The sequence below is a fragment of the Sebaldella sp. S0638 genome, assembly GCF_024158605.1.
Lineage (GTDB): Bacteria > Fusobacteriota > Fusobacteriia > Fusobacteriales > Leptotrichiaceae > Sebaldella.
The window spans coordinates 1-25,601 of the sequence record NZ_JAMZGM010000014.1 but is presented as its reverse complement, the minus strand read 5'-3'; the positions used below and the strand labels follow the sequence as shown (position 1 = coordinate 25,601).

Here is a 25,601-nt window from a genome sequence, read left to right as displayed (position 1 = left end):
CTTTATCCTAAAAGATATCCTTTAAATGCAACTCCTATAATTAGTCCCAAAACACACCCCCAGAATACTTCCATAGGTGTATGTCCCAAGAACTCCTTAAAGTTTGCCTCTATTTTCTCAAAATCATCTTTATGCTCTATGCTTTTTACAAGCCTGTTCAGAGCTTTGGCATGTTCACCAGCTGCCCTTCTTATTCCTGTTGCATCATAAAGCACTATACTTGCAAAAACCATTGATATGGCGAATTCCGCTGAAGCCATCCCTTTCAGCAGAACTATGGAAGTAACCAGCGCAACCACAGTTGATGCGTGTGAACTAGGCATACCTCCCGTCTGAAAGAGTCTGACCCAGCTGGCTTTTCTCCCCATAAAAAGGGGAGAAAATACCTTGTAAAACTGTGCAGCAAAGCAGGCTATTACTGCCACATCCAATATCCTATTTCCAAAAATAATCCCCGTAGACATTTTATTTACCCTTCCTTTTTTTCAAAATTTCCTGTGTGATTACACCGTTTTCTTTTTTTGGTTTAAATAAAATTATTACTTTTCCTATTTTGTCCACGAATACACTGGAAGTTTTTTCTGCCAGCCCGATTCCCAGTTCCTTCATATCCTCCACATCAGAATTCTGAAGTACCTTTACTTTTATTAATTCTCTTTTATTTATTACATTACTGATACTGTCCAAAAGATCACTGTCTACCTCGCCTTTGCCGATTCTCACCACAGGCTCTATATCATGTGCCATCTTTTTTAAAAGTGCTCTCTGTTTACTGCTTAACTTCATCTAAACCTCCATTATTATCGGCAAAATTATAGGTTCTCTATTTGTCTTTTTGTATAAAAATTCTCCTACTTTGCTTTTTAGCAGCTGCTTAACTTTGCTTATTTCTTTTATCTCTTTTGTTTCTATGCTTTCCAGTTCCAGTTTTATCAGCTCTTTAGTTTCCAGAATAAGGTTTTCAGATTCTCTGTTATATATAAATCCTCTTGTTACCAATTCTATCTGCTTATTGAACTTTCCGTTTTTATACTGGGAAACTGTTATTATTACTATTCCGTCATCTGCAAGATTCTGTCTGTCTTTAAGAACTATATTCCCCACATCTCCGATTCCGAAACCATCTATTAATGTCATTCCGCTTTGTACTTTTCCTGTTATTCTGCAGTGTGATTTTGTAAGTTCTACCTTGTTTCCGTTTTCTGTAAGAATAACATTATCCGGCTGTACTCCTGTTGCTACAGCAAGTTCCTTATGTTTCTTTAACATCATATACTCACCGTGAACAGGCATGAAAAACTTAGGTTTTACAAGGCTTAGCATTATTTTCTGCTCTTCCTGGCATCCATGTCCTGAAACGTGTATTCCCACTACCTTTTCAAATACCACATTTGCATTCTTTTTAAGCAGATGATTTATATTTTTATAAACAGCTTTTTCATTACCCGGTATTGGTGTAGCTGATATTATTACAGTGTCTCCTTCTCTCAGGGAAATATACTTATGTGTCCCGTTGGCTATTCTTGACAATGCCGCCAAAGGTTCTCCCTGTGTTCCCGTACATAGTATAATTGCTTTTTCAGGAGCAAGTTTATCTGACTTCTGAAGGTCAACTATCATATTTTTAGGAAATTTCAGGTAACCAAGTCTTGATGCGATATCAAATACTTTTACCATACTTCTTCCGTCTATTGCTATTTTTCTGTTATACAGCTGTGCTATATCCACTATTTGCTGTAATCTGTGTATGTGAGATGCAAACGCTGCTATTATGATTCTTCCTTTAGCTTTTCCGAATTCCTCTCTCAGACTTTCGCCTACACTTCTTTCAGATGGTGTAAATCCCGGAACAGCTGCATTGGTACTATCCGATAGTAAAAGATCCACACCTTCTTCACCTAATTGTGACAAACGTGCAAAATCGAATCCTTCTCCGTCTACCGGAGTCAAATCTACCTTAAAGTCACCTGAATGCAGTATTACTCCTGCCGGTGCCTTAATACAGATTGCATAACAGTCTGCTATACTGTGTGTTACACTTATGAATTCCACGGAAAAATACTTTGAAAGCTTTAGCTTTGTTCTTCCTTTTACTACTTTCATCTTAGGGATTACTGCATCTTTCTTCTCAAACTTGGCTTTTGCAAGTTCCAGAGTAAGTTTCCCTCCGTAAATAGTTATATCTGTACTTCCTAATTTCTGGAACAGATAAGGGATAGCCCCTATATGATCCTCATGTCCGTGTGTCAGCAATAAAGATTTTATCTTATCTTTATTATTTTCCAGATATGTAAAATCCGGTATAATTACATCTATTCCAAGATGCTCGTCTTCCGGGAATGTCAGCCCTGCGTCCACTATTACTATTTCGTCTTTATACTGGAACGCTGTCATGTTCTTCCCTACTTCCTCCAGTCCTCCCAGAGGTATTATGTACACTTTCTCTTCTTTGCCCTGTTTATCAGCAACAGCGCCTTTCTTAGTGTTTTTCTCTATTTTTTCACTTTTTTCTATTTTCTCTTCTTTTTCTGCCTTCTCGGCTTTCTTACCTTCCACGTAATTAAATTTCATGTTTCCTCCAACTCTTTACTTTTATTGTGCTATATTGTATTTTTCATTATACTTTATTATAAACTTTCTAACCAAATCTCCGGATGCCACCCCTCCGTATCCTCCACCTTCTACTAGTGATATGAATACAATTTCTGGATTATCTGAAGGGAAATATCCCGCCAGCCATGAATGGTGATCTTTAAATCCGGTATTTTGTGCCGTTCCAGTTTTTGCTGAAACAGGTAAGTTTGGAAAATAAAGTATTCTTGCAGTTCCGCCTGGTTTACTTACAGGTTCTTTCAGAGCTTCTCTTATTATTTCAATGTTTTCCGGCTTAAAAGGAAGCTTTCTAAGCACCTCAGGTTCTTTGTTTTCTACTTTTCCATCAAAAGATACAAATTTATCTACAACAGTTGGTTTATACATTACTCCTTTATTGGCTAATCCCTGATATACCATCAGGACCTGTAATGGTGTGGTAAGGACATAACCCTGACCTATGGACATATTCACCAAATCTCCAGGAAGCCATTTCTGGTCAAATCTTTTCATTTTCCATTCCGGTGTAGGTACTACTCCTTTTTCTTCCCCGGGAATGTCTATTCCGGCTCTTTCTCCCAAACCGAAATCTGTTGCTGCTTTTGCGACTCCTTCTATTCCCACCTCTCTCGAAAATGTATAAAAATATGTATTTACTGATTCTCTTATTGCTTTATAAAAATTTGTTGTTCCATGTCCGCCTCTGTGTGAATCTCTGAAAATTGTTCTTCCTATCTGAAATGAACCAGTCGAATACATTGTCTGCTGCGGACTTATTCCTGATTCGAGTATTGCCATCCCGGTTACTACTTTAAAAGTAGATCCCGGCGGATAAGCAGAACCTGAAAACTTATTATTCAGAGGCTTATTAGGATCATTAATTAATTTATCCCACTCTTCTGATGAAAATCTTGAAGACATAAAGTTCAGACTATATTCGGGATTACTTACTGCTACTATTATTTTCCCTGTTTTTGCTTCCATTGCAATAAAAGCTCCCTTGTCATTTTTGAACTGTTCTGTCATATATCTTTGTAAGTCCAAATCTATTGAAAGATAGATATTTTTTCCTGCTATACTGTCTTTTCTGTCACGTATGGACTTTACGTTTCTATGTGCGTCTACCTCGACTATTTCTTCCCCGTCTACTCCTTTTAAGACTTTATCGTACTGTTTTTCGACGCCTCTTTTTCCGATATAGTCATTTCTGTTATATGATCCGTCACTTTTCAGGACATCCCATTCTTTGTCATCAATAGGCTTCATATATCCTATTACATGAGAAGCAAGCATATCTTCCGGATAAAATCTTTTATTATATTCTCTTACTTCTATTCTCTCATTGTCTGTTATTTTTTCAGCCATTCTGAGAGCTATTTCCTTATCCAGATCTTCCACTGCTATTACTTCATTTTCATATCCGGCTCTAGGCTGATTTTTTATACGTTTTTTCAGATCGGTAACACTCATCCCCGTATATTCTGACATCAAAAGAACATCATCAGGATTTGCCTCATGTTTTTTACCCATTATGTAGACAACCTGATATCCCACATTATTTCTTGTGAGTATCTTACCGTCCCTGTCCAGTATCAATCCTCTGCTTGCCTTCATTACCTTGGATTTCAGACTGTTTCTCTGTGCTCTTTGTTTAAAAAGATCATTTTGTATTATCTGTAAATACACCAGACGTCCTATCAAAACCAGAGAAATAAGTCCGACTATCACAAGAAAAGCTATACTTCTCCCTTCGTCATCTATATCCATTTGTCTTCTCATATTTATCTATCATTAATCCTTCCGATTTTTTTAAAATTAATAAGTAAATTAAAGAATACACTGTTTGAATACCAATTACGGCAATACATCTTAATGATAAAAAATCCATGAATGCCACATTCTTAAGATTAATTAATATCAAAAATACAAGATTAACTATGAATACCATAACAAAATCTTTCAGTGAATATTCCAAAGGCAGTTTTCTTACCAAAGTATCAATCAGATAATATAATATTAAAAATATTACTGACTTCCAGAAAAACATCCCGCCTCCCAGGGTCAGGAGCAAAACTATAAATATATAATGAATACCCTGTTCTTCTTTCTTTGTTTGTGCTAGAAATACCAAAAACGCCATTGCAAAAGGCAGTGAAATAAAAACCTTTATATGTCCGCCTGTGAGCGGTTCAATAAAAATCAAAAAATATATAATCGCATAAAAAAGTTTTCTCATAATCCCCTCTTAACTACTTTGATAAAGTTCATCGATATTATAATATTCCCTTTTTTCCTCATTAAAAATATTTACTACGAAATCTCCGAAATCAATTAATATCCATTGGCTTTCTCCGGCACCTTCCATAGATTTGTATGTAGATATCTCTTTTTTCAGTTCAGTTGCGATAGCTTCCATCTTTACGCTCGAACTCCCGTCACACACCACTACATAATCCATAAAGGGACTTTTTCCCTGTACATCGTACACTTTTATGTTCTCTCCCTTTTTGCTCTCTATTATTTCAATAGCTTTTTTTACTGAATTTTCCATTCTATTCTCCTAATCTTTTGTTAAAATTATAATACTGTCTTTTAGTGAAGGATCTTCTACCAGATTTGTAGTATTTAACAGTTTTCCGAGCTTATACGCTGTGTAATAATCTTCCGGATTATAATTTATCTGTATTCCTGATAATTTTTTCAAATCTATATCCTTATATTTGTCCGCTTTAGTAAAAACAGGTGTATATGCCTTTAGTTTCTCTGTAATCGCCGAATTTTCAGCAGCTGACATTATCTCTGTCTTAAATCCTGTATCCACATCTTTTCCTGTAATTATTACCAGATCAGCATCAGGCTTTATCTGTCCTGGTTTCATCTTTTTAATATACTTCAGGCTCAAAGAACTCAAAAGCTCATTTACTGCGTTTTCATCAAGTTTATTATTTATAATGTATGAATAATTTTCTTCCTGAGTATAATTTTCTGCATTATACACTATCTTAAACTTTGCTTTCAGGGCATCGCCAAGACTTGAAGCAAAACCGTCGACTCCGTTTGCATTAAGTATTTCTATTGTTTTTCCTTCGAGAGAGACAGGTTTATCTTCTGCCACGATATTTTCCTTATCATTCTGAGCAGCTACACGTGTAGGAAGCTCCACAAGCAGTTTTTCCAGTTTTACACTGTCTATATACGTTTTCCCGTTTGAAGTAATCACTGGAAGTTTTATTGATTCTTTTGGTTTTTCTCCCTTTGTTACATATTCTATCTTGTCAGGAAAATACTTATTCAAGTCATTTAATAACTCTGATTTATTAACTATTTTTTTTATATAATAGTTTTCTATCTTTTTATCATTTGCTATATAAGTCCCTTTGGGAATCTCAATAAATTTCCCGTTATAATAAACGTAAAAATTATTATCACTCTTAAAAACCCTGTTTCTGTCTGCTACATCTTTACTCTCATACTCTATACATCCAAAAATCATAAATAAACTTACTAAAATTAATATTATTTTTTTCATATAATTTCTCCTTTTAATAAATCACCAGCTGATGACATTATTTTCACATCCACAATATCCGCAACTTTGTGACTTACTGAATTTACCTCTACTCTTAAATAATTCTCCGTATAACCATAAGCTTTTCCCGCTTTTATTTCCTCAATATAAACTTTCTGTGTTGTATTCAAGAATTTTTCCCTGAATTCTTTTATTTTGCTGTTTTTCAACTTTTCCAAAATTTTTACCCGTTCTTTTTTTATTTCAGGTTCCACTTTTCCCGTAAATGCTGCTGCTGCTGTCTTTTCCCTGTCTGAATACGGAAAAATATGAAAGTCAGAAAAATTTATTTTTTTCATATTTTCAAAGGTGTTCCAAAAATTCTCTTCTTCTTCTTGGGGAAACCCTGTGATTATATCCGCAGTTATAGCAGACTCCGGTACTTCTTTCTGTACCTTCTTCAAGAGTTCCACTACAAACTCCGCACTGTAGTTTCGTTTCATTAATTTTAATATTTTATCATCCAGACTCTGTATAGAGACATGCAGATGAGGCATTAATTTTTTATTTTCTTTCAAAAGTGAAATAAATTTTTCGCTTAATGTATCAGGGTATACCGAACTTACCCTTACTCTGTCTATTTCTTCTATTTTCAGGATTTCTTCCAGAATATAGTCGAAATTCACATTTTCGCCAAGATCTGTACCATATTCGCTCAGATTTATACCTGTTACTACTATTTCTTTATATCCGGCCTCTCCGAGAAATTTTATCTCCTCAAGAATACTGTCAGGCTTTCTTGATCTGCTTGTACCTCTGGCATAAGGAATCTTGCAGTAAGAACAAAACTTAGTACATCCGTCCTGTATCTTTACAAATGCCCGTGCCTTATCTCTTGAAACAGCATATTTTGTCGAAGAGTACTCTTTCTGGTCAAAAATATTATCTACCTGGTAGTTAGATAAATTTTTACTGTAAATCTTGTACACTTCTTCTTTTTTTACATTTCCGATTATATAGTCGACTTCTTTTATTTCTTTCAGGTCTTCTACGTTTGTCTGTGCATAACACCCTGTTGCAATTACCACTGAGTCGGGATTTATTTTTTTGGCTCTTCTGAGCATTTTCTTATTTTTTTTATCCGCTATGCTGGTAACTGTACATGTATTTATCACATAGACATCCGCACTGTCTTCAAATTCCACTTCATTATAACCATTTTCCAGAAAATCTTTTTTTATGATTTCTGTTTCGTACTGGTTTACTTTGCAGCCTAATGTATAAAATGCGACTTTTTTACTTATAGACATCTGCCAATATACCTCCTATGACTATAGCCGCTGTTTCTGCCCTGTATATTCTTTTTCCGAGACTTATTTCCAAAGCTCCCTGTTCCTTTATATATAAGGCTTCCTCTTCTGTAAAACCGCCTTCAGGTCCTACAAGATAAAGTATCCTTTTTTCCTCACCGGAAAGGAGTGTAAAAACAGGTTTATTTTCTTCACTGTTTTCGTACGCAAACAAGACTTTGTCGTAATCAGAAAAATTTATATCTTTCAGCGTTAAGATTTTATCTATTTCGGGTATTTTTATACCACGGCATTGTTTTAACGCCTCTTCTGTCACTGTATTCCACTTCTCCTTGGAATCTTCCAGTTTTACCACAACTCTGTCAGTCTTTAAGGGAATTATTCTATTTACCCCTATTTCTGTGAGTTTCTGAAGAGCTATATTCATCTTATCATTTTTCAAAATTCCGAAAGCAATATCCAGCTCTGTTTTAAGAGAATATTTGTCTTCATTTTTTTCAGTAATTCTAAGCTGTATTCTTTTATTTTCTATTTCTGTTATTATCGCTTTATATTCGTATTTTCCGTCTATCAGCCTGATAGTATCTCCTGTTTTATATCTGTAAACATTCTTTATGTGGTTTATATCCTTCTTCTGGGTTATCTCCACATTGTTCCCTGATATAAAATCTTCATTGCGAATAATTATTGTCAGCAAAATTTCTCCTTTTTATATAAACTTCACATTTCAGTTCACAATATTACTTGTGCAATTCACATCAGTTTTCTTCTCATGGAACTCTGACTTTGCAAAATATTATATCAGTTATAAAATCCAGTTCACGGCTCCGGCTGTACGAAAATCCAAATTTTTAATATCTGCCGCAGCTAAAATATCTGTTTTGTTCAGATTGATTAATCCGCCATAAAATCGGTACACTAACTTTATATTGCAGAAACGGCATTGGAATAAATGTTTTCTAAATACATTTTATCCGAATTTCTAAGATATTATAACAGCCATTTCTTTGATTTTTCTTTATTTTCCAATATAAAATGAGAATAAATTATTCAGTGCTGTTTAAGGCTTCTGATAGATTTTGTAACTTCAAATCTCATACAGTAAAATTTTAGAATAATTTAGTCTGATCTTTTCCTGCTCTTTCTTCCAAACCTAAATGAACATAACCAAGGCTTGTTACTACTCTTCCTCTTTGCGTTCTCTTAATAAACCCTATTTTTACCAAATACGGTTCATAAACTTCTTCAAGAGTTCTTTTATCCTCTCCAAGAAGTAGGGAAAGCGTCTCTATTCCCACAGGACCGCCGTCGTAATTCACTATTATCGATTTCAAAATACCACGATCCAGCTCATCAAGTCCTTTTTCATCTATTCCCAGTAAATCTAAAACACCTTTTACACTTTCCTGATTCAGAATACCCTTTCCTTTGATCTCGGCGTAATCTCTTGCCCTTTTCAAAAGTCTGTTGGCAATTCTGGGTGTTCCTCTGCTTCTCATTGCTATCTCTTCTATCCCGTTTTCTTCTGCCTTAATTCCGAGGATAGCTATCCCTCGGACCAGAATTTCCTTTAATTCTTCGATATTATAATATTCCATTTTATGTGTAACGCCAAATCTGTCCCTTAAAGGGGTACTGAGTTGTCCGGCTTTTGTAGTAGCACCTATAAGAGTAAATTTAGGCAGTTCTATTCTGATACTTCTGGCTGAAGGTCCTTTTCCTATTAATATGTCCAGCTCTCCGTCTTCCATTGCAGGATAAAGAATTTCCTCCACTGAAGTATTCAGTCTGTGAATTTCATCTATGAATAATATATCGTTTTCTTCAAGAGAAGTGAGTATTGCAGCAAGATCACCGGCTTTATCCAAAACCGGGCCCGTGGTAATTTTCAGGTTTACTCCCATTTCATTGGCAATAACACCTGCCAAAGTGGTTTTCCCCAAACCGGGAGGACCGTATAATAAAATATGATCCATAGCTTCGTTCCTGCTCTGAGCAGCTCTGATAAAGATGCTCATTTTTTCTTTCAGCAGTCTTTGTCCAATATATTCATTAAAGGTTTTTGGTCTAAGAGATTTTTGAACATTATCTTCTGATAATTCCTTATCAGTGAGAATTCTGTCAATATCTTCCATTTATATCTCCTTACCGAATTATAGTTAATATTAAATACTGAAATACCGCTATAATACCTCCAAGTATTCCTCCTAGTATTTCTATGTGTTTTAACTCTCTTTTTGAAATTCTGATAATAATATCCTCTATTTCTCTCAGAGAAAAGTTATCCATTTTTTCAATTATGTGTCCCTTTAGGTCTACATTTTTTTCTATTGATTTCAAAAGTAACTGAAATAATTCTTCTTTATTATCTAAAATTAATTTTTTTATATAGTCTTTTATTTTCATTAACATTTTGTCATTTACAAACATTTTTAGAAAAGGATTCTTTTCTAGTAATTCGGCTTTTATTTTTTCGTTTACCAGCCTGTCCAAAAATTCATCAAGATCGTCATACTCAAATGAGTCTGTATCCAGTTTGGCCCCGATCTCTTTCATGGAAATCAGCTCTGTTTCTATAACTTCAGCTATATTAACTGCTATTTCATGTCTTCTCTTGGGAATCAATCCTTGCAACTTAAAAAGTCCTAAGTTAATTTCATTATATGGTCTAAACAGGAGTTTTATTGCGAGATAATTAGTAAACCAGCCTATTAATGCACCTACTCCCACCATTAATAAAAATTCTATTATTCTGTCCAAAAAAAATTCCTCCAAATACGAGTATTATTTTATTATTCTACCATAATATTTCACGTTTTTCAAGATAATTAAATGTTTACGGGCTTCTGTAAAAATCATTTATGCAGGAAAACCCTGTTAACATGCATATACAAAAATTATATATTCCAAGTATATTGACAGAGAATTTATTTAATGCTAAACTAACGGCATACAGTAGCGATATTGTAGAATATAAAAAAAGGAGGTGTGTCATATGTTATATGAAAACCTTTTGGAACTTATCGGAAATACCCCAATCGTGAAAATCAATGACATTTTTGATACAGATTCTCATGCAGATGTATATCTCAAGTTAGAAAATTTCAATCCCAGCGGAAGTGTCAAAGACAGAGCAGCACTGGGGATTATTGAAAAGGCTGAAAAAGAAGGAAAACTAAAGCCTGGAAGTACCATTATTGAGCCTACCAGCGGAAACATGGGAATTTCTCTTGCTTTTATCGGTTCTTTGAAAGGATATAAAACTATTATTGTCATGCCTGACACTATGAGCATAGAGCGGCGTAATATTCTAAAAGCCCTTAATGCAGAGCTTATTCTTACCGACGGTGCCCGTGGTATGAAAGGCGCTATAGAAAAGGCAGAATCTCTAGCCAGTAAAAACAAAAATTATTTTATGCCTGAACAGTTCAGTAATCCTGCTAATGTTGATGCTCACTACGAAACTACCGGTGAAGAAATAATAAAAGATCTTCCTGATTTGGATGTTTTTGTCGCAGGAGTCGGATCCGGCGGAACATTAAGTGGTGTTGGACGTAAATTAAAAGAACATTCACTTGATATACAGATTGTAGCAGTGGAGCCTTTAACATCAGCTGTTCTTTCCGGAGAAAAACCGGGAAAACACCAGTTTCAAGGTTTAGGTGCAGGTTTCATTCCTGAAATACTTGATCTGTCAGTAATTGATAAAATAATGCCTGTTTCTGACAATAAAGCTTTTGAGTTCAACAAACTGATAGCAAAAAAATGCGGTTTATTTCTGGGTATTTCTACAGGTGCCAATATTGCCGCAGCATATGAAATTGCCAAAAATATGGAAAAGGGGAAAAAAGTCCTCACTGTAGCTTCTGACACAGGAGAGAAATATCTGTCAATGAACATTTACAAGTAGGGGGTGATTTTTGATTTTTAAGTGGTTAAACAGCGAATTAATGAATATACTGGACAAAGATCCGGCAGCGAGCAGTAAATTACAGGTTTTTTTACTTTATCCTTCGATACATGCCGTAATTCATCATAAAATTTCGCATTTCTTATACAGGAAAAAGCTTATTTTTTTAGCAAGATTAGTTTCACAGATTTCCAGATTTCTCACAGGAATAGAAATACATCCGGGCGCAGAAATCGGAAAGAATTTATTTATGGATCACGGTATGGGTATTGTCATAGGCGAAACTTCAATTATTGGTGATAATGTAACTATTTATCACGGAGTTACGCTGGGCGGTGTCTCCTTGGAAAAGGGAAAAAGACATCCTACTGTGGGAAATGATGTAGTAATTGGTGCAGGTGCGAAAGTTCTTGGGAATATAATTATTGGCGACAATTCCAAGATCGGTGCAAATTCAGTTATATTAAAAGATATACCCAAAGACTCTGTTGCAGTAGGGGTTCCGGGAAAAATAATCACAAGCAGTAATTCCAATACAGAGACTTAGAAGCAGAATCAATATAATGACTCATCTGTCTCTTATGTAATGAACAGTTTATTAAACTTTTTTGTGACTTAAGATATTATTTTATATAACAAAAAAATATAATAAAAAAACAACACGGCTGATATTAGTCCTGTTGTTTTTTTATATTTTATTTCGCATAAATTAACAGCTCATCTTCTGTTCCTGCTATTACTTCTATTCCGTAAGTCAGATTATTTTTTGCAGCAACTGTTGAAGAAGCGGAACTTTCCAGTTTATTCAGAAGTTCTTCATATATTATCTGTGCATCCTCATTTGTTAATTTAGTATCCGAAGCCTCGATAATCGACAGAGACAAATTCTTAAACGCCTCCATCTGAGTCTCCCCTTTACCTGTGATCTTCCCTACAATTGCTGTAGGAGTGAGATTTTCATAATTAATTGTTATTATCTCATCTTTATTTCCATTTATTGTAGAATAATAAAAGACTTTTCCGTCAGAACTCAGGTCTTCAAAGTTATCTACCTTCATTCCTTTGTCTTCCATTTTTTTCTCAAGTCTCTTTGACAGTTTATCTACATCTATGTTTTTAAACAAATTTTCCTGTACAGTTTTTTTCTCTTCCGGCTTTTCAGGCTGTTTTTCTTTTCTGCAGCTAAATACAAGCAGCAGCATTAATAACATAACAAAAATTTTTTTCATTTTTAAACCTCCTGAATTTAAAATAAGATGACAGGCTGTCATCTTATCTCTCTATTTTTGTATAAGGCAATAATGCTATTTGTCTTGATCTCTTTATAGCAGCTGCTATCTTTCTTTGAATTTTAGCATCTAATCCTGTCACTCTTGCAGGAGAAATCTTCCCTTTGTCATTCATGAAATTCTTTAATAATTCCACATTTTTATAATTAATGTCTTCTACTTTGAATTTTACTTTTGGTCTTCTTTTTCTTCTTTTAAATTCTGCCATTTTACTTTCACCTCCTAATTAAAATGGAAAATCATCATCATCGATTGTATCTTCGCTGACACTTTCATTGCTGAAGTCAGGTTCATTTGATGATTTTTTATCTTCATATGACGAACCGCCAGATGCTGTGTCTATAAAATCAAATTTATCCACTATAACTTCTGTTATCCACTTAGTTTCACCGTTCTGCTCATAGCTTCTTACAGTTAATCTGCCTTGCAGAGCGATTCTTCTACCTTTTCTAAGATACTCAGCTATAGTTTCCGCCCTTTTATCCCAGGCTACACAGTTTATAAAATCTGCCTCGTCTCTGTTAAATTCTCTCGTTACAGCTATAGAAAATTTACAAAAAGCTTTTCCTGACTGTGAATATTTCAATTCAGGATCTCTTGTTAATCTTCCTATTAAAGTTACTAAATTCATACGAATTCCCCCTTGCAATATTTTTTTACCCCATTAACCTTTTTAACCCAACAGTACCCTAATATTTATCAAAATCGTAGTAAACAATTCAGGTACAAAATGTTTTCGTGATGATATAATTCATAACTTTGAATTTAAGCTTCACAAAACATTAGTCATTCTTGACTATCATGTACTTCATAAGGTTTTCGTTGATATTCAACTTACCTTCTACTTCTGTAAGTCTAGTCCCGTCCATTTGGAATGTAGTCAGAACATAGTATCCGTTATCTTTTTTATTGATAGGATAAGCTAATCTTCTGTCTCCCCAAATCTCTGTTTTAACAGAATCAGCACCTGAAGCTTTTAAAGTATCTTCTACAAACTTAATTCCAGTTTGCTTTTCTTCTTCTGTTAACTGAGTTGACACGATGAACATAATCTCGTAATTTCTCATAGTTTCTCTCCTTCCCTGTGGTTTTTTAGCCTTGTTATGATTAACAAAGCAGGGTAACTTATTTTATCAAAATTTATGCTTTTTTTCAAGGAATAAATTTATTTTAAATATTTTTATGTTGAATTTACTCTTTTATATTCTCTGTTAATATAAATTAAAAACTGATAATCATCCCTAAAAACATCATTTTCTCCGAATTCTCCCAACATTTTTTTAAACTTTAAAATATTACATAACTGTATTCTTATATTTTAATTTTTATTTTTTTATAAAAAATATATAAATTAATTTTCTTTTTCAATTTAGTCGGGAAAAATAATCACGAAAAAAAGACCTGTCTTAATAACAGATCTCTTGCTCCATTATATTTAATTAATCTTCTTTTTTCTTTAAAAATTGCGGAAGAATAAACCCTGAATCATTATTAAATAATTTCCCATCTGCTTCTTCTTTTTTAGCAGCAGCCGCAGTTGTTGTTTTTACTTCTTCTTCCTCTTCTTTTTTGATATTATTAAAAATTTCCCCAAGATTATCATAATTCTTATCTATAAAATCAGTTGCTACTATTGAAATCTTTAATCCTCTTATACTGTCATCCAGTACTGTACCAAAAATAAGGTTTGCATTTGCTTCTCCAGCTGTTTCTCTTATCAGACTCGAAATCTGCTGTACTTCATTTAATCCCAGATCATATCCACCTGTGATGTTTAATAGTATCTTTCTTGCACCTTCGATAGATTTTTCCAGTAACGGGCTGTTTAGTGCCTGTTCTGTAGCTGCTCTTGCTCTGTCTTCGCCTTCTGATTCCCCGAATCCAAGCATAGCTACTCCGGAATCTTTCATTGTTGCTCTGATATCAGCAAAATCCAGGTTTACAAATCCCTGTTTTGTTATTAGTTCCGATATACCTCTTACACCGGCCTTTAATACATTATTAGCTTCTTTAAAAGCATTCATAAGCGTTATATTTAAATTGGGCAATTCAAATAATTTGTCATTAGGAATGGCAATCATTGTATCCACATATTTTCTTAAGTTTTCAATGCCCATATCAGCATTTTTCTTTCTTTGAGGTCCTTCAAAAGCAAATGGTTTTGTTACTATGGCTACTGTGAGAATTTCCAGCTCTCTTGCTACTTCAGCAATAATAGGTGCAGCACCTGTACCAGTTCCGCCTCCCATTCCGGCTGTTATGAACAACATATCAGTTTCTTCCAAAACCTGCCTGATTTTTTCTTTAGATTCTAATGCCGCTTCTCTTCCTCTTTCAGGATCGGCACCTGCTCCCAGACCTTTTGTTGCTCTGTCACCAAGATGTATCTTCATTCCCGCTTTTGAATCTTCCAAGTCTTGAGAATCTGTGTTCGCAGCTATAAATTCCACACCGTGAATTCCAGTTTCTATCATATCATTTATAGCATTTCCGCCAGCTCCGCCAACACCGATTACTTTTATTGTGGCTCTATTTAGGATCTCTTCCATTTTTTCCCTCCAAATTTGTTTGCAATAAATCTTTTTCTTTTAAATTAATATCTTTAAACCTCAAATCTATGTATTCTACTTTCTTATTTTCGTTAATTAAGCTTTTATATAGTTTAAAACAGTTATCATATTTTGCAGCATCAACTACAATGGCAGTCTTAATCAAGGTTCCGTCATTTAATAAAATTTCATAATCGCTTTTTACTTTTCTTACCTCTGAAATATTACTGAAAAAACCTTCATTTGTTATTTTGGACAGTACCTGTAAAATAGTTTCCAAATCCTCTTTATTATCAGCATTTATAATAGGTAAATTTTTATCTGTAATCTCGTTTATACTTGCAAATATCTCTCCTTTATCATTTATTACATAAAAATTATTTTTCTGTCTTAAATAAGAATAAGGTTTATTTCCTTCTATCTTTACTACCAGTTCGCTTGGATAAACTTTTGTTACTTTCACACTTTTTATTCTAACATCTTCACTAAGATATTTCTCTAATTTTTTAGTATTAATGTAGACTAAATTGGCATTGTCTTTTATCTGTAAAATTTTCTCAGTAATATCAAATTTTATAAGTTCGTTGCTTCCTTCTACCTTTACATTTACTACTTTAAAAAAATCTTTACTTGCAAATATGAATAAACCCTTTATTAATATCGTAAGCATTAACAGAAATACTAAAAATTTCAAAAATTTGAGCATCTAATCAACCTCATTAATTGTTAAAAGAATTATACACTAATTTTTTATATTTTTCAAACTTGTTTTTTTATATAACAAATTAGCAAGAATGTCAACAATTTTATTTTACTATTATTATCTCTGTCTGTAAATCAATATTATTTTTTTCTTTTATAACTTCTTTTACATGCTCTATTACACCCATTACGTCGTCAAATGCTGCTTCCCCGAGATTTACTATAAAATTAGGATGTTTTGGTGAAACCATTGCATTACCTACTTTATACTCTTTTAGACCTGCATCTGAAATCAGCTGCGCCGCAAAATTCTGATCGGGATTTTTAAATGTACTTCCCAGATTTGGAAGTTCCAGCGGATGTCTTTCTTCTCTTTTGTCTTTTTTATCCTGTGCACACTCTTTATTAAAGCCTTTAGAAAACTTAAAGTATACTTCCACCACGATCCATCTGTTTTCTTTTATGTCAGTTGTTCTGTAGTTATAATTCAGTTCGCTTTTTTTGAATACTTTTATATTTCCTTCAAGATCACATATTTTGATCTCGTCTATGCAGTCAAATATTTCTGTTCCGTAAGCTCCGCCGTTCATATTTACAAGACCGCCTACCGAACCGGGAATACCTGTAATATTTTCAAGTCCTGCATAATCATTTGCTTCCATAAAATCAATCAGATCATCAAGATTTGCTCCTGCTCCTATACATACTATATCATAATTTTCATTTTTTTCAATTATTTTCATATAATTAAATTCTTTTAGTGATATAAAACTTATATCCAGATTCTTATCACTTATAAGTGTATTCGTTCCGTTCCCTATTAAAAAGACCTTATCTCTTGTTTTTAGAACTTCCTGCAATTCATTTTCTTTTTCTATAAAAATTAATTCTTTTGCTTTTCCGCCTATTTTCATATTTGAGTAATTTTTCATTTCTACATCAGTTAATATTCTCATAATTCTTATCCCTCTATTAGTTTGTTTTTTATAGTATTTGCAATTCTGGAGATACTTCCTGCTCCCATAAACAGATAAACATTGTCGCTTTTATCATTCATCACATGCCCGGTTATTTCTTCCTCACTGTATACTTTTGTATTCTTTCCTACCAGCTCTGCAAGTTTTTCGGAACTTATATTATATATATTTTCCTCTTCAGCGCTGTAAATAGGAAGCAGATATACTTCATCAGCCAGTTTCAGACTTTCAGCAAATTCATTCAGAAAAAAATTCGTTCTGCTGTATCTATGCGGCTGGAATACTACTACTATTTTTTCAGTTTCTATTTTTTTGGCAGCATTGATAGTTGCAGTTATTTCTGTAGGGTGATGTGCATAGTCATCTATTATTTTTATGGTTTTATCATAAAGTATCTGGTATCTTCTGTTCGCACCTCTGAAATTATACAGATATTCTTTTACCTTATCCATATCACATGAAAACTCGTGTGCCAAGAATATTACTCCCAGAGAATTCGAAATATTGTGTTCACCTGGAATACTCAGTCTGAATAATCCCAGACTTTCCCCGTTTTTCACCACTTCGTAATGTGATTCCCTGTTTTTATATTCTATATTTTTTGCGTAAATATCTGCACTTTCATTGTTTATACTATACCATATAATATTTTTATTTTTCAAATTTAATTTTTCTATTTCATGACAATCTTTGTTCAAAATCACAATATCACTGGTCTTGTCGATGAATTCCTCAAAAGATTTTTTTATATTTTCATATGAACCGTGATTTTCCAAATGATCTGCCTCTACATTTGTCACTATTGAATATGACGGAGTCAGATACAGAAATGAATTATCGCTTTCGTCGGCTTCAGCTATGAAATATTCAGAATTTCCCACTTTACTGTTGCTTCCTATTTCGGGAATTATCCCTCCTACTACTATGCACGGATCTTTTTCAAGCATTGTTATCCCAAGCATAGAGCTGGTAGTTGTTTTCCCGTGCGTTCCCGCTACTGCGATCCCTTTTGAATCATTCATTAACAGTGCCAGCAGTTCTCCTCTTTTTATTTTTCTTATATTATTATCTACTGCATACTTATATTCGGGATTACTTTCTTTAATAGCGCTGGAATATATGAACAGGTCTATGTCTTTCCCCGCAAGGTTTTCAGCTTCCTGCCCTATAAACATTCCTACACCCATATCTCTTAATTGTTTTGAGATAGGCTTTTCCACTATATCCGAACCATATACATTATATCCTTTAGTAACCATTATTTTAGCAAGACCGCTCATCCCTATTCCGTTAATCCCGCTGAAAAAAATTGTTTTTACTCCTTCACTCATTTCTCCTCCAAGTCTATGTGTTTAACAATAGAACATACAGCATTTCCTTTTTTCAGAGTTTTAAGATTTTCACTCATAAAATTCAGTATATCAGGCTGGTTTATTTCTAATAAAGCCTCATCTATTGCATCACTTACGTTTTTATTTTCAAAAATTTTAGTACCGTTTACGAATTCTATCTCCTCAGCATTTTCTTTCTGCCCGACAAAGTCATATGGAATTACTATCGACGGTTTTTCCAGCTGTATCAGCTCCGAAACTGTAGATGCTCCTGCTCTGCACAGAACCATATCCGCCGCACACATAATATCCGCTGCGTTGTCAAAATAAGGAAGAACTACGGCACTTCCGTAATCAGTTATCTTGGAAACTACTTCCTCAAACAGATCTTTTCCTGTTCCCCAGAATAATCTCAGGTTTTTCATTCCCTGCATTTTATCCCATTTTTTTAATACTGCTTCATTTATATTTTTTGCACCAAGGCTTCCGCCTATTATAAACAGCACTTTTTCATCTTCACGTATCCCCAGTTTTTCTCTTTCTTTTGCTTTTTCCTTACGATAAAATTCTTCCCTCAAAGGATTGCCTGTTACTATAAATTTCTCCCTGTATTTTCCCGGGACAGTATTCAGTGTATTTCTAAAAGCAAGAAAAACTTTTTTGGAACCTTTATAGAATTTTTTATTGGCTAATCCCATAATACTGTTTTGTTCCTGAAGATAATACGGTATCCTCAAAAATTTTGCAGCAAGAATTACGGGAATTGATATATAATTTCCAAATCCTATTACTTTGGTTGCTTTTTCTTTTCTCAGAATTTTTATTGACTTCAAAGTTCCTTTTATTATTTTAAATATTGCCGGAACTGATTTTATCGGTATTATATCCAGACCTATAAATCTGTACCCCTCATTTGGAACTATTGTTTTTTCCATTCTGTGTGATGTTCCTATAAATAAGACATCTATACCTTTGTCTTTTAATTTCTTGGCTATTGCAAGGGCGGGATATATATGTCCTCCTGTTCCCCCTGTTGTCAAGATCACTTTTTCCTTTTTATTCATCTTCATTTACCTCATCTATATTATTAATCACATTGATTACTATACCCAAAGCTGCCATAATTACTATAGTGGAACTTCCTCCATAGCTTATCAGCGGCAGTGTAATCCCTGTAGACGGAACAACTCCGGTTACCACAAACATATTTGCCAAAGCCTGTGTTATGAAAAGTACCATTATACCAAATACCAGATACTTACCGAAATAATCCTTTGTTTTATTTATTGTCATTATCATTATTAATAAAATAAAGAAATATATTCCTATTAAAACGAAACATCCTATAAAGCCAAATTCTTCCGCATAAGTGGAAAATATATAATCTGTGTGTCTCTCCGGAAGATAGAAATACTTTTGAAGTCCGTTTCCATAATGTCTTCCCAGTACCCTTCCGCTTCCTATAGCTATAAGGGACTGTCTTGCCTGATATCCCACATCATTTCCATCTTTATTAAACCCTGTGAAATAACTAAGTATTCTTCTTCTTCTGTAATCGGAATGCATTATACCAAAGGCTCCGAGTGCCATAAAACTTAGAAAGAAAATAATCAGCTGCTCTATCTTTACCTTTGAAACAAAAATCATGGAGAAACCTATTACGAATAATATTACTGCCGAACTAAACGACTTTTCCAGAAAAATCAAAAGTATGAATACAAACAGCGGTACAACAGCAGCTATTAGTATTTCAAGGCTTTTATATTTTTTATCCTTATAATATTCCAATGCCCCTGACAAATAAATAATAAAAGTAATTTTAGCCACTTCTGAAGGCTGTATTACTATAGGTCCGATAACCAGCCATCTTTTGGCACCGTTTACCTCTTTACCTACGAATAAGACCAAAACAAGAAGTGCAAGACCTCCGATAAAAAAAAGACCTCTTATTTTTTTATATCTCTTATAGTTTATTCTGGAAGCCACTATCATAAAAAATCCCCCTGCGGTTATCCATATCAGCTGTCTGATTATGAAGTAGTAATAATTCCTGTATTCATGTAATCCTGATGTAAAGCTGACACTAAACATCATCGCAATTCCAATTACTATTAAAATCATTATTGATATTATAAATGCAATTGACAAGGTTCTTTTCTCTCTCAATTATCTATCTCCTATAATTTGATTTGTAAGCTCTTTAAAAATTCTTCCTCTGTCCTCAAAATTTTTAAACTGGTCAAAACTGGAAGTTGCCGGAGAAAACAAAACTACCTGCTCTTTTGAAAAATCTAAATTATCTTTTATATCATTCAAAACATTTTCCAATGTCTTAAGGTTTTTATAGTTTGTATATTTCAGATCTTTCAGTTCTTTTTCGAGAATATCCGAAGTCTGTCCTATCAGATACACAAAATCGACTTTTTCCACTATTTTATCAATCAAATCCTTATTAGAGGCTTGTTTATCATAACCCCCGCAGATTAATACCGTTGATTTTCCAAAGGCCTCTATAGCCTTTATTGTTGACTCTGAATTTGTCCCTTTGGAATCATTGATAAAAACTGCATTCTCTTTTTCAAAGAAATTTTCCAGCCTATGTTCCAGAGGCTTTGTGGAAGATAAGAAGGTTCTCATTACTTCTGTATCAATATTCAGTATCATCCCCACAGAAACAATAAACAATATATTCTCGAGATTATGCTTTCCTTTTAGTGATAAATCAGATGTTTTTATAAGAGGTATCTCTTGGGAATTTTTATTTATGTATATCATACCGTCTTTCTGAAATACATCAGCATTTTTTTCACCGCTCAGTAAAATTCTTTTTGCTTTTATTTTATCATCTATTTCTTTGTTTCCCGAAATAATTCTCATTATCTCTTTATCGTCAAGATTTATCAATGCATAGTCATTGTTATTCTGATGGTCAAATATATTAAATTTTGTTATATAATAATCATCAAGTGAATTATACCTTGTCAGATGATCAGGAGTCAAATTTATTATTCCTGCTATATATGAATGTACTTTAGGATCATTCTCCAGCTGATAACTGCTTAATTCCAAAACTATATAGTCTGGATTTTTCCCGTCACTAACCAGCTTTGCAAAAGAAAATCCCGCATTCCCGGCAAGCTCGGCGTTAAGTCCCGCTTCTGTTAAAAGTTCATATATTTTTGTAGCAGTGGTTGTTTTCCCGTTTGTTCCTGTGACAGAAATTATTTTAGTCTTTTTATCCATATATCTGTATGCCAGATCTATTTCAGATATCACGTTTATTTTCATGTTTTCTGCTTTTTTCAAAAGCTCTGTGTCCCATGGTATCCCCGGACTTTTTACAATAAATTCTATTTCATTTTCATCTATTATTTTGATTCCGTCTTCACTTTTTATACCAGTATTATCATCTACAAGAAAGACGTTATACCCTTCTTTCCCAAGTAATTCCGCTGCACCGTGTCCGCTTAGTCCCGCACCGAATACTATTGCATTTTTCATCATTAATCATTCCTTATTATCTTAATTTTAAAATCAAAAAAGTCAGTAAAGCCGTCAATATTGAAATAATCCAGAACCTTATGGTAACCTTGGTTTCAGGAATTCCTAAAAGCTCAAAATGATGATGTATTGGCGCCATTCTAAATACACGTTTTCCGAATTTTTTATAATGCCAGACCTGTATCATTACTGATAAAGCCTCTATTATGAATATAAACCCTGCCACAGGAAGCAAAAGCTCCTGCTTTATGAAGATTACTACTATTCCCAGAACTCCGCCCAGCGTAAGTGATCCTGTATCACCCATAAATACCTGTGCCGGATAAAAGTTATACCATAAGAACCCAATTGAGGCTCCTATAATCGATACCAGATATACAAGCATTTCCCCTGCGTCTTTTACATAAAAAAGATTTAGATAATCTGCATATTCTACGTGTCCTGTAAGATATGTTATTATAGCCAGAGTAGCACATACAATGATAATTGGTCCTGTTACGAGTCCGTCCAGTCCGTCTGTAAGATTCACCGCATTTGAAGAACCTATTATTACTATTGCCATAAAAACAAAGAATAATGCCGGTGTAATATAGAAATATGAATTTTTAATTATCGGATTTACTATTGAAAAATCTACTCTCGGACTTATCAATCCGTATTTATATATAAAAATAAAAGTCAAAATCGTTATAATAAGCTGTCCTAATATTTTTTTCTTACTTGAAAGTCCTTTTTTGTGTTTTGTAAGTTTCAGATAATCATCATAAAAACCTATTGTACTAAACAAAATCGTTATAAAAAATAAAAAGACAATAAATTTATTAGAAAAATTTCCGCAAATTGCAGTAGCAAATAAGATAGCTCCTATGATAAGAAGTCCTCCCATTGTTGGTGTCCCTGATTTTGAAAAATGAGACTGCGGTCCCTCTTCTCTGACAGTATCACCGTATTTTTTCTTTTTCAGCCATGCAATAAATGGTTTTCCCAGTATCAAAACAAAGAGCAGTGCTAAAAAAAAGGATATTGAAGCCCTTATTGTGATTGATTTAAATATTCTCAGGATTTTCAAATCCTCAAAAAATAATTGGTGTAATAAATACAGCATTTTTTAATTTCCTTCCTCTATAATTTCTTCTAATCTCATCCCTCTGGATCCCTTCAACAGAACAGCCAACCTTTTAGTATCGTACTCCCTTAGCTTTTCTCTGATAAAAGATTTATCCTCAAAGTGAAAAACATTCATATCTTTGATTTTTTCATAAAGGCTTTTCATTAAAGGACCATATAACAATATCTCATTTTGTTTTGTATTTCTCAGTATTTTTTCCAGTTCCTCATGAAATTCTGTTCCCTTGTCGCCAAGTTCCAGCATATCCCCAAGTACCACTACCTTATATCTGTCATTATAAATATCCGAAAATGTAAGAATAGCCTTTTCCATTGAAATAGGGCTGGCATTATATGCATCATTAATATATACAATATTATTATTTTCTACTTTTTGAAATCTCATTGCAGTAAGCTTTATATTCTTTAACTCCGCTGCTGTTTCTTCCGGCTTTATTCCGAATTCATCTGATAATGCTATACCAAACAGCAAATTCAGAATATTATGCTCGCCTATAAGATTCGTCTCAAGATTAAGCGTACCATTCAGACTGAATTTTGTTCCGCTGCCGTCTAAAACTATGTCCTGCGCTTTGTAATCAGCTGAACTGCCGCTTTCTGTAGAAACTTTTATTCCGTGAAGATCTTTTAAAAATGGATCATCTCCATTCAGGAACATTTTATCTTTTACATGCTTTATAATCTCACTTTTGGCCTTAAAAACGTTCTCTCTGCTACCCAAAAACTCAAGATGTGAATCACCTATATTAGTAATAATTCCATAATCAGGCTTTGCTATATCTGCAAGCAGGTCTATTTCACCAAAGCCGCTCATTCCCATCTCCAAAACTAAAAAATCATCGGAATTTTCAGCACGTAACAAAGAAACAGGCAATCCAATATGGTTATTTAAATTACCTTCTGTTTTTTTTCCTTTGTATTTAGTAGACAACAGCTGATGTACAATATCTTTTACTGTTGTTTTTCCGTTACTTCCTGTAATTCCAATTATTTTTATATCAAGTGAATTTCTCCAATTTTCAGCAAACTTTTGTAAAAATTTAATACTATCATTTACTAAAAATGCTTTCTGATAGTCTGTAATTTTTGTTTCGTCGTCATATATAACATATGCATCTTTTTCTGCTGCTTCGTTAATATAGTTGTTTCCGCCTCTGATAGCTATAAACAGGTCATTTTCCAGTACTTCACCTGAATTGATTAAAACATTATTTATATCAGGAATATCCAGACAATCAGAAATTCCGAATTCTTCAAGTGTTTTTCTAAAGATATAATTTTTTTTCATAATTTAATAACTCCATTTTTAGTGCGTAATTAAATAATTATACCACTTAATATATAATTTATCAATAAAAAAATCAGACTTTCAAGTCCATTTGCAGAATTTTTTTTTACATGAAATAATAGTTATATTTCTGTACTAAAAACAAATCGTTTATAAACTAAAAATAGTTATTTCTATAATTGAGAAATAACATATTTTTATTTAATATTTAAATTAAAAAGTGTAAAAATAAAATTTTTTTATAAAAATTTATAAAGTTTTGGCAAAATCCAAAATATTATCAAAACTCAAAAAATTAAAATTCAATCCTTTAAGAGACTCTTCCCTACCATGTCCCGTTCTAAGAAAAACCGGTGTAATTCCCAGTTTATCTGCGGGAATCAGGTCACTTACCTTATCACCGAGCATATAAGAGTTCTCTGTATCAATATTTAATTCATCTATTGCCTTTTCAAATAAGAGTGTACCTGGTTTTCTACAGTCGCATTCTGTTTTATAAATTCCTTTGCCATCTGTATGATGGGGACAATAATAGGTTTTATCTATGACAATTCCTTTATCTTTCAAATCGCTTTCCAAAAAGGAAGTCAGCTTCAAAAAATCTTCCTCACTGTAATAACCTCTTCCAATTCCTGACTGATTAGTAATTACAGCTAGTCTGTAACCTTTTTCAGTAAAAATTTTCAGCGCTTCTATAACTCCGTATTCATACTCAAAATCTTCTATTTTATAAAGATAATCTTTTTCCACATTTATTGTACCGTCTCTATCCAATAAAATATATTTATTCATTATTACTCCTTACTTAAAATATTTGTACTTTATAAGTTCGTTTTTCTTTTGGCTTTTTATTTCTATCATAAAAATAATGTCCTCGTTATCTACCTCCACTTTTCCCATATACACATCATCAGCACATAAGTATTCCTTCGCCATAAGAGTGTTATGTTCCCATTTAGAAAAAGTAAATATTTTCTCATATTCATTATTTCTGAAATGCCAGAATTCCAGCTCATCACCATTCACAACCCACATTTTCTTATCTTCATAACTTAGTCTGTCATCTATGGTAATTCTGTCCAGAAAAAATATTTTGTCGTTTTCACAGGTAACTTTTGTATTTCCTGTTCCGTTGTAATTCCAGTCCATTTCTGAATTTCCCATACTGGATGACATAAAGACCAATTTATCAATGTTTTTAAATAGTTTAGTTATCTCTTTCATTCCAGTCACCTCCGATATTTCCGATAAATATTATGTTAACATTTTCTTCCAATACCATTATAACAGGAAACACAAAATATGTTAAGGAAAAAAAAGCAAAAAAAAATCCTATATAAAATAGGAAAAAAAGTGGCGTCCCTGGCAGGACTCGAACCTGCGACCCTTTGATTAACAGTCAAATGCTCTAACCAGCTGAGCTACAGAGACAAATAATTAAAAGCTTGGCGAAGACCTATATTCCCTAGAAGTAAATCTAAGTATTGTCGGCGCAAACAGGCTTAACTACCAGGTT

The 25,601-nt window shown here is 33.4% G+C and carries 28 protein-coding genes and 1 tRNA gene; 2 read left to right on the top strand and 27 right to left on the bottom strand.

Going from position 1 to position 25,601, the window contains the following annotated elements:
- Positions 1-2: 2 nt before the first annotated feature.
- The 11 genes from NK213_RS06015 to NK213_RS05965 form a co-directional block, all read right to left on the bottom strand.
- The gene (locus tag NK213_RS06015; protein ID WP_253347845.1) at positions 3-464 is read right to left on the bottom strand and encodes a divergent PAP2 family protein; all 462 of its coding nucleotides are present in this window, start codon (positions 462-464) and stop codon (positions 3-5) included.
- A gap of 1 nt (position 465) precedes the next feature.
- A complete protein-coding gene (locus tag NK213_RS06010; protein ID WP_253347843.1) occupies positions 466-786 on the bottom strand; it encodes a YhbY family RNA-binding protein in 321 nt (106 codons plus the stop codon).
- Entirely contained in the window at positions 787-2,571 is a 1,785-nt protein-coding gene (locus tag NK213_RS06005) for a ribonuclease J (RefSeq protein ID WP_253347841.1), read from the bottom strand. It lies immediately after the preceding gene.
- A 21-nt stretch (positions 2,572-2,592) separates the two neighbouring features.
- Positions 2,593-4,359 (bottom strand): penicillin-binding protein 2, encoded by a 1,767-nt coding sequence (gene mrdA, locus NK213_RS06000; RefSeq protein WP_253347840.1) that lies wholly within the window; start codon positions 4,357-4,359, stop codon positions 2,593-2,595.
- On the bottom strand, positions 4,346-4,828 hold the full coding sequence (locus tag NK213_RS05995) for a hypothetical protein (RefSeq protein WP_253347838.1): 483 nt from the start codon (positions 4,826-4,828) through the stop codon (positions 4,346-4,348). Before NK213_RS05995 ends, mrdA begins: the two co-directional genes overlap by 14 nt.
- Before the next feature lie 9 nt (positions 4,829-4,837).
- A complete protein-coding gene (gene rsfS / locus NK213_RS05990; protein WP_253347836.1) occupies positions 4,838-5,143 on the bottom strand; it encodes a ribosome silencing factor in 306 nt (101 codons plus the stop codon).
- A 9-nt stretch (positions 5,144-5,152) separates the two neighbouring features.
- Entirely contained in the window at positions 5,153-6,121 is a 969-nt protein-coding gene (locus NK213_RS05985; protein ID WP_253347834.1) for a LytR C-terminal domain-containing protein, read from the bottom strand.
- Positions 6,118-7,410 (bottom strand): tRNA (N(6)-L-threonylcarbamoyladenosine(37)-C(2))-methylthiotransferase MtaB, encoded by a 1,293-nt coding sequence (gene mtaB / locus NK213_RS05980; protein ID WP_253347832.1) that lies wholly within the window; start codon positions 7,408-7,410, stop codon positions 6,118-6,120. Before mtaB ends, NK213_RS05985 begins: the two co-directional genes overlap by 4 nt.
- Positions 7,397-8,107: a 16S rRNA (uracil(1498)-N(3))-methyltransferase gene (locus NK213_RS05975; protein ID WP_253347830.1), complete on the bottom strand. Its 711-nt coding sequence runs from the start codon at positions 8,105-8,107 to the stop codon at positions 7,397-7,399. The genes mtaB and NK213_RS05975 overlap by 14 nt, the downstream gene beginning before the upstream one ends.
- A 412-nt stretch (positions 8,108-8,519) precedes the next feature.
- Entirely contained in the window at positions 8,520-9,545 is a 1,026-nt protein-coding gene (gene ruvB, locus NK213_RS05970; RefSeq protein WP_256478663.1) for a Holliday junction branch migration DNA helicase RuvB, read from the bottom strand.
- Positions 9,546-9,555: 10 nt separating this feature from the next.
- The gene (locus tag NK213_RS05965; RefSeq protein ID WP_253347828.1) at positions 9,556-10,170 is read right to left on the bottom strand and encodes a DUF445 domain-containing protein; all 615 of its coding nucleotides are present in this window, start codon (positions 10,168-10,170) and stop codon (positions 9,556-9,558) included.
- Positions 10,171-10,405: 235 nt separating this feature from the next.
- Between NK213_RS05965 and cysK the strand changes: the two genes are divergently transcribed.
- Both cysK and epsC read left to right on the top strand, forming a co-directional pair.
- Positions 10,406-11,320: a cysteine synthase A gene (gene cysK / locus NK213_RS05960; protein ID WP_253347826.1), complete on the top strand. Its 915-nt coding sequence runs from the start codon at positions 10,406-10,408 to the stop codon at positions 11,318-11,320.
- A gap of 40 nt (positions 11,321-11,360) precedes the next feature.
- The gene (gene epsC, locus NK213_RS05955; protein WP_253347938.1) at positions 11,361-11,867 is read left to right on the top strand and encodes a serine O-acetyltransferase EpsC; all 507 of its coding nucleotides are present in this window, start codon (positions 11,361-11,363) and stop codon (positions 11,865-11,867) included.
- A 148-nt stretch (positions 11,868-12,015) separates the two neighbouring features.
- On the opposite strand, the gene NK213_RS05950 is transcribed toward epsC, so the two are convergent.
- The 16 genes from NK213_RS05950 to NK213_RS05875 form a co-directional block, all read right to left on the bottom strand.
- The gene (locus NK213_RS05950; protein WP_253347824.1) at positions 12,016-12,549 is read right to left on the bottom strand and encodes a hypothetical protein; all 534 of its coding nucleotides are present in this window, start codon (positions 12,547-12,549) and stop codon (positions 12,016-12,018) included.
- Positions 12,550-12,592: 43 nt separating this feature from the next.
- Positions 12,593-12,817 (bottom strand): 30S ribosomal protein S18, encoded by a 225-nt coding sequence (rpsR, locus tag NK213_RS05945; RefSeq protein ID WP_012859651.1) that lies wholly within the window; start codon positions 12,815-12,817, stop codon positions 12,593-12,595.
- An 18-nt stretch (positions 12,818-12,835) separates the two neighbouring features.
- Positions 12,836-13,240 (bottom strand): single-stranded DNA-binding protein, encoded by a 405-nt coding sequence (locus NK213_RS05940; RefSeq protein ID WP_253347822.1) that lies wholly within the window; start codon positions 13,238-13,240, stop codon positions 12,836-12,838.
- A gap of 151 nt (positions 13,241-13,391) precedes the next feature.
- Complete coding sequence (gene rpsF, locus NK213_RS05935; RefSeq protein WP_253347820.1) at positions 13,392-13,676, bottom strand: 30S ribosomal protein S6; 285 nt, start codon at positions 13,674-13,676, stop codon at positions 13,392-13,394.
- Between the two features lie 372 nt (positions 13,677-14,048).
- On the bottom strand, positions 14,049-15,158 hold the full coding sequence (ftsZ, locus tag NK213_RS05930; protein WP_253347818.1) for a cell division protein FtsZ: 1,110 nt from the start codon (positions 15,156-15,158) through the stop codon (positions 14,049-14,051).
- The gene (locus NK213_RS05925) at positions 15,139-15,864 is read right to left on the bottom strand and encodes a cell division protein FtsQ/DivIB (protein WP_253347817.1); all 726 of its coding nucleotides are present in this window, start codon (positions 15,862-15,864) and stop codon (positions 15,139-15,141) included. Before NK213_RS05925 ends, ftsZ begins: the two co-directional genes overlap by 20 nt.
- A 100-nt stretch (positions 15,865-15,964) precedes the next feature.
- Positions 15,965-16,816 carry a UDP-N-acetylmuramate dehydrogenase gene (gene murB, locus NK213_RS05920; RefSeq protein ID WP_253347814.1) on the bottom strand — a complete coding sequence of 284 codons (852 nt, stop codon included), beginning with the start codon at positions 16,814-16,816 and terminating at the stop codon, positions 15,965-15,967.
- 5 nt (positions 16,817-16,821) lie between these two features.
- Positions 16,822-18,168 (bottom strand): UDP-N-acetylmuramate--L-alanine ligase, encoded by a 1,347-nt coding sequence (gene murC, locus NK213_RS05915; RefSeq protein ID WP_253347812.1) that lies wholly within the window; start codon positions 18,166-18,168, stop codon positions 16,822-16,824.
- Positions 18,165-19,232, bottom strand: coding sequence for an undecaprenyldiphospho-muramoylpentapeptide beta-N-acetylglucosaminyltransferase (gene murG / locus NK213_RS05910; RefSeq protein WP_253347810.1), 1,068 nt, complete (start codon positions 19,230-19,232; stop codon positions 18,165-18,167). The genes murC and murG overlap by 4 nt, the downstream gene beginning before the upstream one ends.
- Complete coding sequence (locus tag NK213_RS05905; protein WP_253347808.1) at positions 19,225-20,334, bottom strand: FtsW/RodA/SpoVE family cell cycle protein; 1,110 nt, start codon at positions 20,332-20,334, stop codon at positions 19,225-19,227. The genes murG and NK213_RS05905 overlap by 8 nt, the downstream gene beginning before the upstream one ends.
- On the bottom strand, positions 20,335-21,669 hold the full coding sequence (gene murD, locus NK213_RS05900) for a UDP-N-acetylmuramoyl-L-alanine--D-glutamate ligase (RefSeq protein ID WP_253347936.1): 1,335 nt from the start codon (positions 21,667-21,669) through the stop codon (positions 20,335-20,337). It lies immediately after the preceding gene.
- A 16-nt stretch (positions 21,670-21,685) separates the two neighbouring features.
- On the bottom strand, positions 21,686-22,774 hold the full coding sequence (mraY, locus tag NK213_RS05895) for a phospho-N-acetylmuramoyl-pentapeptide-transferase (protein ID WP_253347806.1): 1,089 nt from the start codon (positions 22,772-22,774) through the stop codon (positions 21,686-21,688).
- Positions 22,775-22,777: 3 nt separating this feature from the next.
- The gene (gene murF / locus NK213_RS05890) at positions 22,778-24,085 is read right to left on the bottom strand and encodes a UDP-N-acetylmuramoyl-tripeptide--D-alanyl-D-alanine ligase (RefSeq protein ID WP_253347784.1); all 1,308 of its coding nucleotides are present in this window, start codon (positions 24,083-24,085) and stop codon (positions 22,778-22,780) included.
- Between the two features lie 249 nt (positions 24,086-24,334).
- Positions 24,335-24,877 (bottom strand): D-glycero-beta-D-manno-heptose 1,7-bisphosphate 7-phosphatase, encoded by a 543-nt coding sequence (locus NK213_RS05885; RefSeq protein ID WP_253347782.1) that lies wholly within the window; start codon positions 24,875-24,877, stop codon positions 24,335-24,337.
- 9 nt (positions 24,878-24,886) lie between these two features.
- Positions 24,887-25,309, bottom strand: a complete 423-nt coding sequence (locus NK213_RS05880; RefSeq protein ID WP_253347779.1) for a hypothetical protein — start codon at positions 25,307-25,309, stop codon at positions 24,887-24,889.
- 130 nt (positions 25,310-25,439) lie between these two features.
- A tRNA-Asn gene (locus tag NK213_RS05875) sits at positions 25,440-25,516 on the bottom strand.
- Positions 25,517-25,601 lie beyond the last annotated feature (85 nt).

Excerpts from the sequence above, each read along its gene's own strand:
- NK213_RS06015 (WP_253347845.1), bottom strand. The coding sequence starts at position 464 with ATGTCTACGGGGATTATTTTTGGAAATAGGATATTGGATGTGGCAGTA.
- NK213_RS06010 (WP_253347843.1), bottom strand. The coding sequence starts at position 786 with ATGAAGTTAAGCAGTAAACAGAGAGCACTTTTAAAAAAGATGGCACAT.
- NK213_RS06005 (WP_253347841.1), bottom strand. The coding sequence starts at position 2,571 with ATGAAATTTAATTACGTGGAAGGTAAGAAAGCCGAGAAGGCAGAAAAA.
- mrdA (WP_253347840.1), bottom strand. The coding sequence starts at position 4,359 with ATGGATATAGATGACGAAGGGAGAAGTATAGCTTTTCTTGTGATAGTC.
- NK213_RS05995 (WP_253347838.1), bottom strand. The coding sequence starts at position 4,828 with ATGAGAAAACTTTTTTATGCGATTATATATTTTTTGATTTTTATTGAA.
- rsfS (WP_253347836.1), bottom strand. The coding sequence starts at position 5,143 with ATGGAAAATTCAGTAAAAAAAGCTATTGAAATAATAGAGAGCAAAAAG.
- NK213_RS05985 (WP_253347834.1), bottom strand. The coding sequence starts at position 6,121 with ATGAAAAAAATAATATTAATTTTAGTAAGTTTATTTATGATTTTTGGA.
- mtaB (WP_253347832.1), bottom strand. The coding sequence starts at position 7,410 with ATGTCTATAAGTAAAAAAGTCGCATTTTATACATTAGGCTGCAAAGTA.
- ruvB (WP_256478663.1), bottom strand. The coding sequence starts at position 9,545 with ATGGAAGATATTGACAGAATTCTCACTGATAAGGAATTATCAGAAGAT.
- cysK (WP_253347826.1), top strand. The coding sequence starts at position 10,406 with ATGTTATATGAAAACCTTTTGGAACTTATCGGAAATACCCCAATCGTG.
- epsC (WP_253347938.1), top strand. The coding sequence starts at position 11,361 with ATGAATATACTGGACAAAGATCCGGCAGCGAGCAGTAAATTACAGGTT.
- NK213_RS05950 (WP_253347824.1), bottom strand. The coding sequence starts at position 12,549 with ATGAAAAAAATTTTTGTTATGTTATTAATGCTGCTGCTTGTATTTAGC.
- rpsR (WP_012859651.1), bottom strand. The coding sequence starts at position 12,817 with ATGGCAGAATTTAAAAGAAGAAAAAGAAGACCAAAAGTAAAATTCAAA.
- NK213_RS05940 (WP_253347822.1), bottom strand. The coding sequence starts at position 13,240 with ATGAATTTAGTAACTTTAATAGGAAGATTAACAAGAGATCCTGAATTG.
- rpsF (WP_253347820.1), bottom strand. The coding sequence starts at position 13,676 with ATGAGAAATTACGAGATTATGTTCATCGTGTCAACTCAGTTAACAGAA.
- ftsZ (WP_253347818.1), bottom strand. The coding sequence starts at position 15,158 with ATGGAAGAGATCCTAAATAGAGCCACAATAAAAGTAATCGGTGTTGGC.
- NK213_RS05925 (WP_253347817.1), bottom strand. The coding sequence starts at position 15,864 with ATGCTCAAATTTTTGAAATTTTTAGTATTTCTGTTAATGCTTACGATA.
- murB (WP_253347814.1), bottom strand. The coding sequence starts at position 16,816 with ATGAGAATATTAACTGATGTAGAAATGAAAAATTACTCAAATATGAAA.
- murC (WP_253347812.1), bottom strand. The coding sequence starts at position 18,168 with ATGAGTGAAGGAGTAAAAACAATTTTTTTCAGCGGGATTAACGGAATA.
- murG (WP_253347810.1), bottom strand. The coding sequence starts at position 19,232 with ATGAATAAAAAGGAAAAAGTGATCTTGACAACAGGGGGAACAGGAGGA.
- murD (WP_253347936.1), bottom strand. The coding sequence starts at position 21,669 with ATGAAAAATGCAATAGTATTCGGTGCGGGACTAAGCGGACACGGTGCA.
- mraY (WP_253347806.1), bottom strand. The coding sequence starts at position 22,774 with ATGCTGTATTTATTACACCAATTATTTTTTGAGGATTTGAAAATCCTG.
- murF (WP_253347784.1), bottom strand. The coding sequence starts at position 24,085 with ATGAAAAAAAATTATATCTTTAGAAAAACACTTGAAGAATTCGGAATT.
- NK213_RS05885 (WP_253347782.1), bottom strand. The coding sequence starts at position 24,877 with ATGAATAAATATATTTTATTGGATAGAGACGGTACAATAAATGTGGAA.
- NK213_RS05880 (WP_253347779.1), bottom strand. The coding sequence starts at position 25,309 with ATGAAAGAGATAACTAAACTATTTAAAAACATTGATAAATTGGTCTTT.